Raw genomic sequence first — 16,700 nt, forward strand, 5'->3', positions numbered from 1 at the left:
GACAGGGAGGAAAGGGAGGAAGGAGGACGGGACAATTCCTTCCTCCCTTTCCTCCATCCTCCCTTTCCTCCTTTGTCCTTTTGATAATTCTTCCGCCCCCTTTGCAATCTTTTTTCGTGGAAGAGCCCTGTTCATGCTTTGTTTTAGTACAGGTTAATTATTGGGCTCTATACACATGCTTTTCAATTCCCTTCATTTTATCGTTTTTTTTCTATTCGCTACAACTACCTATTACACATTACCCGGGCGCTGGCGTTGGTTTTCACTCCTAACGGCCAGTGCCTATTTTTATGCTTCATTTATTCCCGCCTACCTATTGCTGCTGGGAATGATCATCGTTTTCGACTACCTGGCCGGGATAGGTATTGAAAAACTGTCGGGCAATCTCCGCAGGTTGATGCTAGCCTCGAGTCTCCTATTCAATGTCGGGTTCCTTTCTTTTTTCAAATATTTTGATTTCCTGAATGCCAATATCTCCGGGCTATTGTCCATTGCCGGTATCGATTATGGGGCTGCGACCATGGCGGGGTTGTACCCAGGTCTGGCGCTGCCTATCGGTCTGTCGTTCCACACATTTCAGTCGATGAGCTATACGATCGAAGTGTATCGCGGCCACCAGCGTGCCGAGCGTCACTTCGGGATTTATGCATTATATGTATTGTTTTATCCGCAACTGGTCGCCGGCCCCATCGAGCGTCCGCAGAATGTGCTGTGGCAGTTCAGGCAGCAGATGGATTTTGATTGGGATAACCTTCGGACGGGGTTGTGGTGGATGGTGTGGGGTATGTTCAAAAAAGTGGTAATCGCCGACAGGCTCGCATTAGTAACCGACCCGATCTTCGCTAATCCCGAAATACAGAATGCCGGCAGTCTGGCCGTCGCAGCTATATTTTATAGTATTCAGATCTACTGCGACTTTTCAGGTTATTCCGACATCGCGCTGGGGGCCGCCAGAACCATGGGGTTCCGGTTGATGGTCAATTTTCGCTCGCCCTATTTTGCCCGGTCAATAGCGGAGTTCTGGCAGCGATGGCACATTTCGCTATCGACCTGGTTTCGCGATTATGTCTATATTCCAATGGGCGGAAACCAGCGCGGGCGTTTCAGGACGTACACGAATTTGCTGGTCGTCTTTCTGCTGAGCGGGCTATGGCACGGTGCCGATTGGAAATTCGTGATTTGGGGCGCGATCCACGGTTGTCTGCTCATTCTCTCGCGAATAGGCAATGTCGATAAGGACTATTCTCAGAAACTGCCGGGCTGGTTGCAAACCGCTCTGACGTTCGCCGTGGTAACTGTTACCTGGATTTTCTTCCGTGCGCGCAACGTGGGCGAGGCATTTATGATTGTGTGCAGGCTCGCGAAGCCTTCATCATGGGATTTACCTAATCTGCCCATCAGCGATGGCGAGACGGGGTTTTGCATGTTGCTGATTGTGTTTCTGTTTTTAAAAGAACACCTGCTTCCCGATTACATACCTGCGCGAAGGTCGTTCTGGCCGTCGCTGGGTGTAGCCACATTGCTCTGTTACTTGTGGGGAGTGTTTGGGAGCAACCAATTCATCTATTTTCAGTTTTGAAATATGAAAACTCTGTTTTCCGGTCTGCGTATTGCCATCATGCTGGTGTCGGGTATCGTACTCTGGATAGGGCTGTCTGATCGACTGCAGCGTAAATTGTATTCCCGCGGCTTCATTCCGGATCAATACCGCTTCGGCGATCTCTATAATATTACCAATTTGGAGCAATTCAAGGAAACGCATTGGGCGGAAGCCGACGGCCTCGATGAAAACGACAAGCCGCGAATCCGGTCAAATAATGTGGACCTGTACACGATCGGCGATAGCTTCACCACCATGGATACCAGTTTTTATGCCGGCCGCCGCAACCACCACATCTGGCTCGGTACCGGTGTGGATACAGTGGCCCTTGACCCGGAAGTACATTCCATTCTGGTGATCGAGGTGATTGAAAGAACAATCCAGGAACGTTTGCGCGAGCATTATGCAGAACTTTATATCGATCGCGGGTTTCAGATTCGAGGCAAAAACCGGCCGGTTACCAATGCAGCCTCCAACACCGGCCGCAGTTTTTGGGGGAATACTTTAAACCGTCAGATCAACGAGCGATTGGAATTCCTGCTGTTCAATTCCGAGGCCGCATTGAAATGCAAGGAAGTGAAAGCCGGGATGATGCTTTCCTGGTTCGGTCGCACGCATCCGGGCTCGCTCATTTCGCGCGACAGGCAGTTCCTGTTCTATGAAATCGAAGCCGATCCGCAAAGCATACTATCCCCATTTACGCCGCTCACCAATGCCGATATCGACAGCGTCGTCATCAATATGAACCGCATTCGCGCGCATTACCTGCGTGCGGGTTTTGCTGAGGTATACTTTTGCCTCATTCCCAATAAAGTGACGGTGTGTGAGCCGGAACGTCACCCACACAACCGCCAGATCGCCCGGATAGAACAAAACCCGCACCTGAAAGCCCCGCTGTTAACATTGAGCAGGCAGCTCCGGCATCATCCCGAATGGTACCACAAAAGCGACGGCCACTGGAACGCAAGCGGAAAACGCCTGTGGTTGAAATATGTTAATGATATGGTTATGAGGTGGTCTACTACTCTTCGCTCACGGCGTCGCGGACGCAATCCTGTGGAGCAGAAATGATCTGGAAATCGGGTGCGTTCAAGTTAGTGTCCGGCACGCTTATTGATGGTAGTTTGCTAAGCGTTAAGCTGCGCAGATCATCCATCAAACCGTATTTATGGGATTATTTTTCAAAAGCCGCAAACATGCTCCTGCACCCGAGTTGCCCGATTGGCTTTCGGTGCGGGATGGTTTTCCTTTTTACATCAAAGCGCCGATGGTGCTCATCGGACTTTATCTGTTTTTTTACATTCTCAACCAGTTGCAAGAGATCATCGTCCCATTCGCATTTGCCGGGCTGATCGCCGTGTTGCTCAACCCCGTCTACAACCGATTTCAGAAATGGAAGTTCAATAAGATCCTCGCCATCGTGCTTACGATTTTCATCGCCGTTCTCGTGGTGGCTGGTATCATGTTCTTTCTTTCGTCTCAGATCGTCCAGTTCGGTGATATGATTCCACAATTGGAAAAAAAGACGATTAAGCTGCTGGGAAATTTGCAGGAATGGCTTTCATCAACATTCGGTATTTCGACCGAAAAACAGATGAGCATGCTCGACGAGGCAATCAACAACAGCCGCACATATGTGGGCAAGACGGTGAACACGCTTTTTGGTATTATCAGCTTTTTTGTACTTATACCGCTCTACATCTTCCTGCTGTTGTTTTACAAGCCGTTGATCCTGAACTTTATATTTGAGGTTTTTGATGAAAATAACTCGGAGCAAGTAGCTGAAATTTTGCAGGAAACCAAGGGCGCAGTTCAAAGTTATATTGTAGGGCTGATGATCGAAACGACGATCGTTGCTACGCTGAACTCCATCGCGTTGCTCATCCTGGGTGTGCCGTACGCCTTGCTGCTGGGCGTGATTGGCGCGATCCTGAACCTGATCCCTTACATTGGCGGTATTATCGCCATTGCATTGCCGGTGCTGATCTCGTTCATTACCAAGGACGGATACACTACACCGTTACTGATTATCGGTGCTTATACGGTGATCCAGTTTCTGGATAACAACATCATTGTGCCCCGTGTAGTGTCTTCCAAAGTGTCTGTCAATGCATTGATTTCCATTTTGGTCGTGCTGCTTGGCGGCACACTCTGGGGTGTGAGCGGGATGTTTTTGTCGATCCCGTTCGTGGCGGTGCTGAAAATCATTTTCGATCGCATCGACGAGCTGAAACCGTGGGGGAAACTGCTGGGCGACACCATGCCCGATGATCCGCCCGCCAAGGTGGTGAATCCGAATGAGGCCGAGGACAAGGAACGAACATTGTTCTGAAAACAAATAGGCGAGCATTCGTTCGAATGCCCGCCTATTTGTTTGAAACACATGGTAAATCAATAATCCAGTTTCTTGATCGTACCATCGCCAAGGCTGAGAACGTAGAATGTGCGGTCGCCCCAGCGTTTGATGTCAGTCGGTCTGTCGAGCCCGCTGAACAGCACGGTCCCGTCCTCGTTCAGTACCGAACCGGTATTGGCTTTGAAACCCGGTGGATTGCCCGGACCACCCGGAGGCATTGTGAAGTCGGCGTAATGTAGTAGGAGCGGCTTGTTGTTGACAGTCAGAGTCAAATGGGTAAGGGTCGTAAAGCCGGATTTGTAAGGAACCATCACGCCACTGGTATTCACTTGATAAATATTTGCTGCGCCCGGCGAGAACGGAAAGCCGGTAAGACTGCTGAGTACGAATTGAGTACCATCAAATACGATACCGGTAGGAACCGGATCCCTGTTGGGCGCTACTGGCGGGAAAGTGGTGAACAGGCTGAGCGTGTGTGTGTCCTTATCGCGCTTGATGACCGCGTTGGCGCCAGCGTCGGCAATGTAAAGGTGCCCATCAGGCCCTTTGGTCAGGCTGAAAGCGTTGGAGTTGTTGTCAAACGTAAGATTGAGGGTTGATACATAGGCCCTGATATTCTCTTTGGGGATCGTATTCTTGTCAATAGGCGGATTTCCTGAGGCAAAACCAGACACGTCGATAATATAGAGAAAGCCTTCCACACCATGAAGCAGATATATTGTGCCGTTTTCATAATATAAATGGCTGATGCCCTCCACATTGCCCTGGTTGAAAATGGATTGAAAACCTGCCACAACGGTGGTCTTGACACCCTGGGGCGTGATCATTACCAATGCGCCGTCGTTAATCCCGGTACCGCCTTCGGTAACCCAGAAACGCCCTTGTTCGTCGATTACCATTCCGATGGGCGCACGCAGCCCGTTAACAAAGGGTGAAACGGCGAACTGGGTGGGTTCCGGAACCGGCTCGCCGTGGTCGGTACAGGCGTCGATGGCGACCAGGCCCGCCATCAGTGCAAATGCAATTAAAGAGAGGAAATGCTTTTTCATCGCGGTTGAGTTTTGAGTGGATGTGTAGAAAAGCAATGGTAGAAGTTGTGGGCAAAAGTAGAAGTTGGCTCCACTTTACTATTGTATAAATGCGTCATTATCAATGGAATTTAGTAAGCGGTAAAGTTTGTAACTTGCAATCCAGATATCCACCACCAAACCGCTCATGAATCAGGACATTCGCCAGCCGTTACCGGCCGCTTACCTTTCCATTGACGAGGCTACCAAAGCCTCAGGTTTCACAATGGCTTCCGACATTTACACCTGCTCATTGCTCAAAACCCTGGCCGCTTCCAAACCCGGCGGCAAGTTCCTCGAACTCGGCACAGGCACGGGCCTTTCTACCGCCTGGATACTGGACGGGATGGACGCACATGCCACGCTTGTATCGATTGATAACGATGCCCGCTTCCTTGAAATCGCTGAAAACCACCTCGGCGGCGACCCGCGCCTTACCCTGGTGCACACCGACGGTGAAGATTGGGTGAATGCGCACCTGGGCGAGCGGTACGACTACATTTTTGCCGACACCTGGCATGGGAAATACCTTATGCTCGACCAAGTGCTCAACATGCTCAATCCCGGCGCATTTTACATCATCGACGACATGCTGCCCCAGCCCAACTGGCCGGAAGGACACGATCAGAAAGCATTGAAGCTCATCGAATACCTCGATAGCCGTTTGGATCTGTCTGTTACCAAACAAGTGTGGGCGACGGGCATTCTCCTCGCCGTGAAATACTGATTGCTAGCATTCTTTCCAATCATTCCCTGAAATCACCCTCTGGCTCAATCGGAGGGTGATTTGTAACTTTTTATGGTTTGTGTAGGAGTAAATTAAGGGTTTCGCGCGCTTGACTTTGATAATTGTAAGATGATCTTGTAATGATCAAAGATTGAGTACTAACCCTTAAATCTTAGCTTATGTGCCAAAACCATGGAGTAGCTTACATCCGGCCCGGTGAGGTCGAAGTGCAGGAGATCGAGTACCCGAAACTCGCGCTGGGTAACCGCAAGTGCGAGCATGGGGTAATCCTGAAAATTGTTTCCACCAACATTTGCGGCAGCGACCAGCACATGGTCCGTGGGCGCACCACCGCTCCGGCCGGGCTAGTGTTGGGGCATGAGATCACCGGTATTGTGATCGAAGCCGGCAGCGACGTCGAATTTATTAAAGTCGGCGACCTGGTGTCCGTACCTTTTAATATTGCCTGCGGCCGATGCCGTAATTGCAAGGAGGGTAAAACCGGCATTTGCCTCAACGTAAACCCCTCGCGCCCGGGCGCTGCATACGGGTATGTGGACATGGGCGGCTGGGTAGGCGGGCAGGCCGAGTACGTAATGGTGCCCTATGCCGATTTCAACCTCCTGAAATTCCCCGATAAAGACCAGGGAATGGCCTACATCAAGGACCTCACCCTGCTTTCCGATATTTTCCCGACAGGCTACCATGGTGCCGTTACCGCCGGAGTAGGGCCCGGCTCGATCGTGTATGTAGCAGGCGCGGGCCCGGTGGGTCTGGCGTGCGCAGCCTCGTGCCACCTGCTCGGAGCCGCGGTCGTGATCGTCGGTGATATGATTCCCGAACGCCTTGCGCAGGCCGCCAGCTTCGGCTGTGAAGTAATCGACCTGACCAAGGATACGCCATTGGAACAAGCAATCGCTGAGATCATAGGCGTACCGGAAGTGGATTGTTTTGTGGATTGTGTCGGCTTCGAAGCCCGCGGTCACGGAGCCCACGCTGTGGAAGAGCGCCCGGCCACAGTACTCAATACTGCCATGGCCGTTACCCGCGCCGGCGGCGCTATTGGTATCCCGGGCCTTTATGTCACCGGCGACCCAGGCGCCCGCGATTCAGCCGCGAAAGAAGGTAGCCTCAGTATACGCATAGGTCTTGGTTGGGCCAAGTCGCACTCATTCTACACCGGCCAATGCCCCGTGATGAAGTACCATCGTAACCTGATGAATGCGATTCTCTATGACAAAATTAAGATCGCCAAGGCAGTGAATGTAGAGGTGATTACATTGCAAGACGCGCCGAGAGGCTATGCCGATTTTGATAAGGGTGCGGCTAAGAAGTTTGTGATTGACCCGCATGGGATGATTGTTTGATTTCGCAAGTGATATAATGGCGGCGGCTCCTGACTTCTTTTTTTGATTCAGGAGCCGCTGCTGCTGCTGTGGCGGCAGGTGCAGCGCATCGCTAGATCCATTGAAACGGATCCCCCGACGCCACGTGCGTCATTTTGAGCCCTGCAAGTTTTGGCTGCAACCACTCCACAAAATACTCCATTCCCGGCTCTTCGCTCACGGCGTGTCCCAGCACGATTAATGCCATTTTCGAGCCTAGCAGTCGCCCGTCGCGGGCATATTCTACGCCTTCCCATTCCGGCGTTTCGCCTACGATGAGCACGTCCGGCTTTTCTGCAACCGCCACAGATACTTGCCGTTGGCCGCCGGCTGCACCGGGCATAATGGCCAGCTTGGAGCAGGGTTGGCTCAGATCGCCGACGACACGAAGTTTCTGAATGCCGAGTTTGGTTTTGAGATGTTTCACCAAATCGCCTAATGTGGTAGCGGGTATGGTCAACGCCGGTGTTTCGTTTTTGTAGTACTGCGTCCAACCGGCTTTTTTAACCACGCCATAGCGGATTGCATCCGGTTTGAGGGAATGGCAGTAGTCGTGGAAACGCCAGACGGTGATTTTGTGCTTTTCGAGCAGGGCCTGCTTCTTTTTGACCACGTCGTTGCCCTTTGCCCAGTCCGGATCGTCACGGTGGTTGTAGAAGGTTGGTTCGTGGGCGATGATGAAGTTGGCTTTCAGCTTGGCGGCCTGCTCGATGACCGTCGCCGTGGCGAACATCGTGGTGACAATGCCTGTCACAGTCTGGTCGGCGCTTCCGGATTTGATGGTGTCGACCGTGTCCGGGATCGGTTTCAGATTACCTTCTTTGAGGATCAGATCGATGATCTGCTGAACAGTATAGGATTTGGGTGCTGCACCGAAGAGCATTTCAGGTGTCAGGAATGTGAATGCGCCGCCGGATAATGCGGCCTGGCCGAGGAAGCGGCGACGGTTGGGATCGGATGTGGTCATAAGTGGTCAGGAGTAGTCGGGAATGGTCAAGTTTAGTCGGGAACGGTCAGGCGTTGTTAGGGGTAGTCAAGTGTTGTCAAGTATTGTCAGAGGTAGTCAAGTGTTGTCAGGAATGGATCATTGATTGAATACTACGTAGATTTTACCCAATATAAAATAATAATAACCATTTCTGACCACTCCTGGCCATTTCTGACCACTCTTGACCACTGCTGACTCCTCCTAGACCACACCTGACCACGTATGTCATCAGCCTATTCGCTCCTGAGCGATTTCACCGGGTTCATCAATGCCGCGCGGATGCTCTGAAAGCTTACCGATACGAATGCGATAGCGATGGATAATGCTGCGGCAATCACAAACATCCACCATTCGATTTCAACCCGGTAAGCGAAGTCGTTGAGCCAAAATGCTACGCCGTACCAGGCAATGGGCGCTCCGATGAGGACAGCGAGGAGCACCAGTTTGAGAAAATCTTTGGAAAGCAGCGCTACAATGCCTGAAACGGTGGCACCCAGGACTTTTCGAACGCCTATTTCCTTCGTGCGCTGCGCGATGGTGTAGGACGAGAGCCCGAAAATACCGAGTGAGGCGATGAGCACCGCCAGCAGCGAGAAGAAGCTGGAAATCTGGCCGAAAATGCGGTCGTCTTTGTATTGCTCGTCGAAACGTTGGTTCATGAAAAAGTAATTGAAACTGTTGCCGGGGAAAAATTCGTCGTACTTTTTGCGCACCATAGCAATGCTCTGCGCGGGGTTTGAAGCACTAATTTTTACCGAAATAAATCCGGACAACGTATAAAAAGGTGCAAACACGATGGGCTCGATGCTGTGTTTCAGGGATTGCTGGTGAAAGTCGCTGACAACACCCACAATGTCCCATTCTTTGTTATTGAATACGAATTTCTGCCCGGCAGCGTCGGCGGCATTCTCGAAACCCAGCAGCTTTGCCGCCGATTCGTTCAGAATTGCATTTTTTACTTTGTCGCCGATCGGGTTGGAGTCGGTGGGAAGGAAGTTGCGGCCGGCAAGAAGCGGAATTTTGTAGGTTTCAAAAAAGTCGGCGTCGATAGACATTCGGTTGAATGTAACGCCTTTGGGGTCATTGGAGCCGACACGCCGGAAATTGAAACTGCGGCTCAGCCGGTTGCCGAACACACTTCCCGAGGCGCTTGCCATTTGTACCGATGGTATGCGTTCGAGCTCGGTTTTGAAGCTGTTGATCCGGTCGATGGACGTGGAATCCCAGCGTGTTAGCTCTGGCCCGCGCATCACAAGTACCTGGTCCATATCAAAACCCAGTTTCTCTTCGCGCATGAACTGGATTTGTTTAAAAACGATGAATGTACCCACAATCAGGACCATCGAAGCCGTGTACTGGAATACCACAAGCGATTGCCTTACCCATATCCCCTTGACCGAACGTTTGAAAGAGCCTTTCAAAACCTGTACGGCTTTGAATGAGGACAATGCAAATGCCGGATAAAAGCCCGACAGCAGAATGCCGAAAAGGAAAATACCTGCCACTGCTAGCGCAAAAACAGGGCCTCCGTATCCTGAGCCCGTCAGCAGGGCGAACGACAGCGGCTTTTCAATCAATTTGTTCAGTACAGGTTGTAATAGTAATGTCAACACAATGCCGAGAGCCAGTCCCACGATGTTGAGCACGAGGGATTCGGACATAAATTGGCTGATGAGCTGCCCCTTGGTTGCGCCGGCAACTTTGCGGACGCCTACCTCACGTGCGCGTTCGAGCGACCGCGCAGTGGCGAGATTAATGTAGTTGATCCAGGCAATGAGCAGGATAAATACAGCGATAATGAGCATCGTCAAGACTGCTTTCCCATTGCTGACCTGCCCGATTTCATATTCATAATTCGAAAACAGGTGCGCTTTACTAAGCGGTTGCAGGAAGAATTGCTCTACGCTGCCCGAGATCTTATTGCCCTGAAAATGCCGGTCGCTGAATGCAGGCAATTTTTTGGTCAATACAGCCGCATCGGCGCCAGGCCGCAGTTTGACATAATGCCAGACGTCGGAGCTCTCCCAGCTGTTTCTGATCCACTCGCCCCACGTCTGCGGAAGCGTTGCAAAGGACATCAGCACGCCATGCTGTAAATGGGACGCCGCCGGAAAATCCTTCATAATGCCGGTGATCTGGTAGGGCCTGGTGTCAAGGTCGACTACAATGGGTTTCCCGATGAGCGCCGCATAATCGGCCGGAGTCGCGTTGAAAATCCGTTTGGCATTGGTTTCCGAAATAACAATGGAATACGGCGCTTTCAGCGCGGTTTGGAAATCACCGGCCACGAGTGGAAATGTGAAAAATGATAGAAAACGCTCGTCGGTATAGACACCTTTTTCTGCAAATATGCGGCGATCCTTTTGCAGGCTGAATGTGCCTGGATTGGCCATGGTCGTATAGGTTTCGACTTCGTTGAAATCGCTGGCCATGGCAGCCGCTACCGCTGGGTAGGTGATTGTGCCGTGCTGGATCAGTTTACCCTGCTGGAAACGATCGTTGGTGACGCGATAAATGCGCTCGAAGTCCCGGTTGAACCTGTCAAAGCTCAGCTCGAAGCTCACGTATTGCAGGATCATCAGACATGCGGTGATACCGGCGACCAGTCCGGTAATGTTCATGGCGGAAAATCCCTTATTTTTCCACATGTTACGCAGGGCGATTTTAAAATAATTACGGATCATAGTGGTTCGAAAAACAGATGGTTGTGGGAATTTCGGAGCCTCTTTTCTGAGCGCGAAAGGCCTGGCGAGACTGAAAACGTCACGCACATAGCGGGCACGTGCATGCTTTAAGCCGTACACGCGTCTACGTTGCGCGAAAAGCTCGTGGAGGTCGCCTTCGAGCTCTTCCAACAAATGCGGCGCACAGAACAACCGCAATAATCGGCCCGGCCAGCGCGGGGGCTGGATGTTTGAAAGATCATTCACTTCGCAGACTTTTTACAGGGTTCATCAATGCGGCGCGAATACTCTGGAAACTGATGGTAGCCAGGGCAACGAACGTGGAAAACAATCCTGCCGCGACGAAGATCCACGCACGGATATCCGTTTTGTAGGCAAAACCTTCCAGCCAGCGGTGCATGGCAAACCATGATAGCGGCGCGGCAATCACGAATGCAATACCCACCAGTTGAAGGAAGTCTTTAGACAGTAAACCCACAATGCTGGCTGCCGAAGCGCCCATCACTTTACGTACACCAATCTCCTTCGTGCGCTGAACGGTCGAGAAAGATGCCAGTCCGAGCAGACCAAGGCAGGAAATGACGATTGCAAGCACCGCAAAATGGATGAAAAGCTCCTGAAAGCGAACATCTGTGCGGTATTGGCGGTCGTAAAACTCATCAAGGAAAAAGTAACTGAACGGACGCTCGGGCCGCTGGATTTTCCACTGGGCTTCAATGGCTTCCAATGTTTGGTGTACTCGGTTTCCATTCATCTTAACAGACAGCCAATTGCCGTTCCAGGCGTCGAGCAGGCGGAAGGTGAGAGGTCTTACTTTTTCACGTAAAGATTTGAAATTGAAATCCTTCACCACGCCGATGATGATGCCCTCGCGGTCCCACTGGCTGAATTTTTTGCCTATCGCCTGCTCGGGCGAAGCGTAGCCCAGCAGTTTTGCAGCTGCTTCGTTAATAACCAGTGCTTTGGTGCTATCGGTGGTAAACTCATTCGAAAACGGCCTCCCGGCCACCAGTGTCAATCCATACTGAGGGATAAAGTCAAAATCGACCTGGTACACATCCAATGTAGCCACCTGCATTTCGCCCTGGCTGTTCTCGATCTTTGAATGAGCATCCGAGTTTTCGCCACCCGGCACCGATGACGATGCGGCCACCGACCTTACCCCATTCAAATGCTGCAACGCGGCCTTCAATGCCTGGCGAGCGCTGCCTGTGCCCGAGGGAATTATCAGCGTTTGGTCTTTGGAAAAGCCCAACTCGTGACTGCGCATATAATTGACCTGCGTGTAAACGATCATCGTGCCGATAATCAATGCGATGGAAATGGCAAATTGCACGGTCACAAGTCCTTTTCTCAGAAAGTTGCCCTTCCCACTTGTCGTAAATTTGCCTTTCAGTACTTTCACCGGCTCGAACGACGATAGTACCAACGCCGGATAAATACCCGAAGCCAGCCCTATTAGCAACGAGGCCCCAAACAAAATTCCCACAAACGGCAGCTCATCCGAGATGCCATTGCTGATCGTTTTGCCCGAAAGTCCGTTGAAAAGCGGGATTAATGCGGCCGAAAGTAAGACGGCAAAAACAAAACTGAGTGAAGACATCAATAACGATTCGGAAATAAATTGGCGCGCCAATGCACTTTTTGCCGCGCCAATCGCCTTGCGCACCCCTACCTCACGGGCGCGCTCCAGCGAGCGGGCGGTGGTGAGGTTCACGAAATTGATGCAAGCAATAAGCAGGATAAAGACGGCGATAATAGTGAACGTGTAGATATTAGTGAGGTTACCCGATTGCTCAGCTTCGCGATCGGAATGGAGGTAAATGTCCAGAAGTGGTTCGAGAACGAATGCGAACGATACTTTTTCCCGCCGGAGGAAAGTGCCGACGTGCCTTTCGAGAAATGCCGGAAATTTGCTGGCAAGTACTGCCGGATCAGTGCCGGGTTTCAATAACAGGTAGGTAGTGGTGCCAAAATTCGCCCATTCCTCATTTACTGCGGTGTTATAGTGCCGGGTGTGGGTGGTCATGGAAATAAAAATATCGCCATTGATCTGGGAGTTGACGGGGGGCTCGCGGATAATGCCTGTCACCTGTGCGGCGTCCCCGGCGTCACCGACGAGCAGCGTCTGACCCATTGGGTCGCTTTCTCCGAAATATTTTTTGGCGGTGCTTTCGGTGAGTACCACGCTGAATGGCGCTTGCAATGCGGTTTTAGGGTTGCCTTGCAGGAGTTCTAAATCAAATATCTGAAAAAGCGATGAATCGGCGAGGATGGTTTGCGTTTCATTGAATTTCAGATCTCCCTTGCGGAAAAGATAGTTCTCCTTGCTAATGCGGGTAAATGCTTCTATGTCGGGGAAATCGTTTTGCAGGTTCGGTCCGAATGGCCAGGAACTGATGCTGTAGTGCAGGGTGCCGCCACTGTACCCGATATCGGTGGAGAGCCGGTAAATGCGGTCGGCCTTTTTGTTGAATGCATCATAGGTAAGCTCGAAATGTACGTATAAGGCAATGAGAAAGCAGGCCGTCATACCGGCAGACAATCCCATCAAATTAATCATCGAGAACATTTTGTGCTTCGCCAGGTTGCGGAAAGCGATTTTGAAGTAACTGCGGATCATGGCTGTATGGATGAATGCAGGTTTGGGATATTTTCCGGTTTCTTTTTTCCATGCAAAAGGGCGCATCAGACTAAACACGTCGCGGATATAGCGCCTGCGCGCCTCACGTATTCCGTAGGTACGCAGGCGCTGCGCAAAGAGTTCGAGCAGATCCCCCTCGAGCTCGATGACCAGATGCCGGGCGCAAAATGCACGCAGGAGCTGTGTCGCCCATTTGGGCGGTTCGCCGTGGGGCCTGTTATTCACTTCGCAGACTTTTTACAGGGTTCATCAATGCGGCGCGAATACTCTGGAAACTGATGGTAGCCAGGGCAACAAAGGTGGAAAGCAATCCTGCCGCGACAAAGATCCACGCACGGATATCCGTTTTGTAGGCAAAACCTTCCAGCCAGCGGTGCATGGCAAACCATGATAGCGGCGCGGCAATCACGAATGCAATACCTACCAGTTGAAGGAAGTCTTTAGATAATAAGCCCACGATGCTTGCTGCCGAAGCGCCCATGACCTTCCTGACACCGATCTCCTTTGTACGTTGAATGGTGGAGTAGGAGGCAAGGCCCAGCAGCCCCAAGCAGGATATGAAGATCGCCAATGCGGCAAAATTCAGAAACAGCGCTTCAAAACGCTCGTCGGCACGGTACTGCCGGTCGTAGAACTCGTCGAGGAAATAATAGATGAACGGCTTGTCGGGATTAGCCTGTTTCCATTGATTTTCAATCGCTGAAACGGTTTGTTTCACATCGCCGCCGTCGATTTTGACGGAGAGCAGATTTCCATTCCAAAAATCAGTAATGCGGAAAGTCAGTGGTTTGATATTTTCCTGTAATGATTTGAAATGGAAATCCCCGACCACGCCAATGATCACCCCTTTCCGGCCCCATTGCTCGAACTTTTTGCCTACGGCCTCCCCGGCCGAACGGTAACCGAGTACTTTTGCCGTCGCTTCATTGATCATCAGCGATTGAGTACTGTCGGTCGAATATGCTTTGGAGAATGCCCGCCCGGCTACTACCTTCAATCCGTATTGCCGGATAAAATCGAAATCCACGCGGTAGACGTCCAGGTTACCGGCCTGCATTTCGCCGCTGATATTTTCGACTTTCGAATATGCCTGCGGGGTCCAGCTTCCGGGTACGGCGGCCGAGGCCGCTGCCGATCGCACGCCAGCAAAATTCAGAATGGATGCCTTGAAAGCATCGCGGTCGCGGCCGGTACCTGCCTGAACAACCAGCATCTGGTCTTTGGTAAAGCCCAGCTCGTGGCTTCGCATGAAGTCGAGCTGCGTGTATACGACGATGGTGGCGATGATCATGACGATGGAAATAGCAAACTGCACCGTTACCAGGCCTTTTCGAAGCATAACCCCCTTGATGCTCGTTGTAAAACGGCCTTTCAGTACTTTCACGGGCTCGAAAGAGGAAAGAACAAATGCGGGGTAAATACCTGCTGTTGTTCCAACCAAGGCCGCGATGACCAACCCCATCGCAACAAAAGGTAATTCATGTATAATTCCTTTGCTGACCTGTTTACCGGCCAATGCATTGAAAAATGGCAGCAACGCAGCTGCAATGGCCATGGATAACACAAATGCGATCATGCACATCAGTGCCGATTCGGTGATGAACTGCCTCGCCAAAGCACTTTTGGGAGCGCCCACTGCCTTGCGCATACCCACTTCCCGCGCCCGCTCCACCGAACGCGCGGTGGTAAGGTTCACGAAGTTAATGCAGGCAATGACCATAATGAAAAAGGCTACGGCGCTGAAAATATAGAGGTTATCAACATTGCCCGATTCATCTGCCGGACGTGTCGAGTGCAGATAAATGTCCCTTAGCGGTTCGAGGCTCAGGCTGATCTGCATTTGCTGTTCGGCCATCATTTTCCCGGCATGGTTTTGAACAAATGCAGGAAATTTCCTTTCCATTGCAGTCGCCACTGTACCTGGTTTGAGCAGTACATACGCGATAGCGCCGAAGCTGCCCCACTCGCGCTCGATGTTTTTATCCTGATGAGCGGTGTAAGTACTCATCGAGACGAAAATGTCACCTTTGATTTGCGAGTTTGCCGGCGGGTCCTGCATCACACCGGTAACCTGTGCCGGCTCACTAGGATCGCCCAGCATCAGTGTCTGGCCCACCGGATCGGCGTCGGCGAAGTATTTCCGGGCGGCCGTTTCGGTCAAAACAAGGCTCAGTGGAGCCACCAGGGCAGTTTTGGGATTGCCTTTCAGCAATTTTAAGTCAAAAACACGAAAGAGGGTCGAATCAGCAAGCACCGTGTTTTCCTCAATGAATTTGAGGTCACCCTTCCGAATCAGCGTTTCTTCTTTTTGTACCCGTACAAAAGCCTCCACTTCGGGAAAATCATTTTGCATATTGGAGGCCATTGCCCACGGGCTGATCGCGTAGCGCAGCGTTTCGGAACTGGTTTTAATATCCGCTGCGACGCGGTAAATGCGGTCGGCTTTTTGGTTGAAAGTATCATAGGTCAACTCGAAATGCACGTACAATGCAATGAGAAAGCAGGCCGTCATGCCCGCCGATAGTCCCAGTACATTAATTATGGAGAACATTTTGTGCTTCGCAAGGTTGCGGAATGCGATTTTGAAATGGTTGCGAATCATGGCTGGCTGGATTAATGCGGGTTGGGGATATTTTTCTCGTTTTTCTTTCATGGCGAAAGGCTGCATCAGCGAAACCACATCACGCACGTAACGCCGGCGGGCTTCACGTATTCCGTAAGCGCGTACGCGCTGCGCGAAGAGTTCAAGCAGATCGCCTTCGAGCTCGTTTACCAGGTGTGGCGCGCAGAACCAATGCAGCAGGCGTGCGGCCCATTTGGGCGGTTGAATGGGGGCTTTCATGGCTCAGGCAGGTTTGGGAATAGCGTTCCACATGCGGTTACGGATCTCACGGATATTGTCGAGTGCTTTCGTACCGGCCATCGTCACGGTGAAAAATCGTTTGCTCCTCCCGCCCCGCTCGGCCGTGGCCCCACCCAGGCGTGACGACAGCAGGCCTTTCTCTTCCAACCGGTGCAATGCGGCATGTACGGCACCGAGGTTCACTGAGCGGCCCATTTGCTGTTCGATCTCGTTGGTAATCGAGGCGCCGTAGGCATCCCCGGCCAATATCGCAACGGCCAGCAGCACTACCTCCTCAAACTCTCCCAGATAGGTTCCTTTCATAAGGCTTTTATTATTTCTGTAAATGTATAACAAATGGCGTGCCTGATATGTAGTGTATTGATTTTGAGAAATATATATAAAAT

At 51.5% G+C, this 16,700-nt stretch carries 11 protein-coding genes; 5 read left to right on the forward strand and 6 right to left on the reverse strand.

The annotated features are described in order from the left end of the window. The first annotated feature begins 175 nt into the window (after positions 1-175). The 3 genes from J2Y43_RS16420 to J2Y43_RS16430 all read left to right on the forward strand — a co-directional run bounded on the left by J2Y43_RS16420 (position 176) and on the right by J2Y43_RS16430 (position 3,932). Positions 176-1,579, forward strand: coding sequence for an MBOAT family O-acyltransferase (locus J2Y43_RS16420; protein ID WP_309984590.1), 1,404 nt, complete (start codon positions 176-178; stop codon positions 1,577-1,579). Between the two features lie 3 nt (positions 1,580-1,582). Then, entirely contained in the window at positions 1,583-2,671 is a 1,089-nt protein-coding gene (locus J2Y43_RS16425; RefSeq protein ID WP_309984592.1) for a hypothetical protein, read from the forward strand. Positions 2,672-2,768: 97 nt separating this feature from the next. Continuing rightward, on the forward strand, positions 2,769-3,932 hold the full coding sequence (locus J2Y43_RS16430; protein WP_309984594.1) for an AI-2E family transporter: 1,164 nt from the start codon (positions 2,769-2,771) through the stop codon (positions 3,930-3,932). Between the two features lie 59 nt (positions 3,933-3,991). Here the strand turns inward: J2Y43_RS16430 and J2Y43_RS16435 are convergent, their stop codons facing one another. After that, positions 3,992-5,005, reverse strand: coding sequence for a ScyD/ScyE family protein (locus tag J2Y43_RS16435; RefSeq protein ID WP_309984596.1), 1,014 nt, complete (start codon positions 5,003-5,005; stop codon positions 3,992-3,994). Between the two features lie 166 nt (positions 5,006-5,171). Here J2Y43_RS16435 and J2Y43_RS16440 point away from each other — a divergent pair, with 166 nt between their 5' ends. Continuing rightward, a complete protein-coding gene (locus J2Y43_RS16440) occupies positions 5,172-5,750 on the forward strand; it encodes a class I SAM-dependent methyltransferase (RefSeq protein WP_309984598.1) in 579 nt (192 codons plus the stop codon). Between the two features lie 179 nt (positions 5,751-5,929). Beyond that, positions 5,930-7,117: a formaldehyde dehydrogenase, glutathione-independent gene (gene fdhA, locus J2Y43_RS16445; RefSeq protein WP_223404073.1), complete on the forward strand. Its 1,188-nt coding sequence runs from the start codon at positions 5,930-5,932 to the stop codon at positions 7,115-7,117. 91 nt (positions 7,118-7,208) lie between these two features. Here fdhA and J2Y43_RS16450 read toward each other — a convergent pair whose 3' ends face one another. From J2Y43_RS16450 to J2Y43_RS16470, 5 genes are all read right to left on the reverse strand, one after another. After that, on the reverse strand, positions 7,209-8,102 hold the full coding sequence (locus J2Y43_RS16450) for a Nif3-like dinuclear metal center hexameric protein (protein ID WP_309984600.1): 894 nt from the start codon (positions 8,100-8,102) through the stop codon (positions 7,209-7,211). 254 nt (positions 8,103-8,356) lie between these two features. Beyond that, entirely contained in the window at positions 8,357-11,053 is a 2,697-nt protein-coding gene (locus tag J2Y43_RS16455; protein WP_309984602.1) for an ABC transporter permease, read from the reverse strand. Next, positions 11,046-13,676: an ABC transporter permease gene (locus tag J2Y43_RS16460; protein WP_309984604.1), complete on the reverse strand. Its 2,631-nt coding sequence runs from the start codon at positions 13,674-13,676 to the stop codon at positions 11,046-11,048. The genes J2Y43_RS16455 and J2Y43_RS16460 overlap by 8 nt, the downstream gene beginning before the upstream one ends. Further along, positions 13,669-16,293: an ABC transporter permease gene (locus J2Y43_RS16465; RefSeq protein ID WP_309984606.1), complete on the reverse strand. Its 2,625-nt coding sequence runs from the start codon at positions 16,291-16,293 to the stop codon at positions 13,669-13,671. Before J2Y43_RS16465 ends, J2Y43_RS16460 begins: the two co-directional genes overlap by 8 nt. A gap of 3 nt (positions 16,294-16,296) precedes the next feature. Beyond that, entirely contained in the window at positions 16,297-16,617 is a 321-nt protein-coding gene (locus J2Y43_RS16470; protein ID WP_309984608.1) for a helix-turn-helix transcriptional regulator, read from the reverse strand. Between the last annotated feature and the right edge of the window lie 83 nt (positions 16,618-16,700).

This window comes from Dyadobacter sp. BE31, assembly GCF_031457695.1.
Lineage (GTDB): Bacteria > Bacteroidota > Bacteroidia > Cytophagales > Spirosomataceae > Dyadobacter.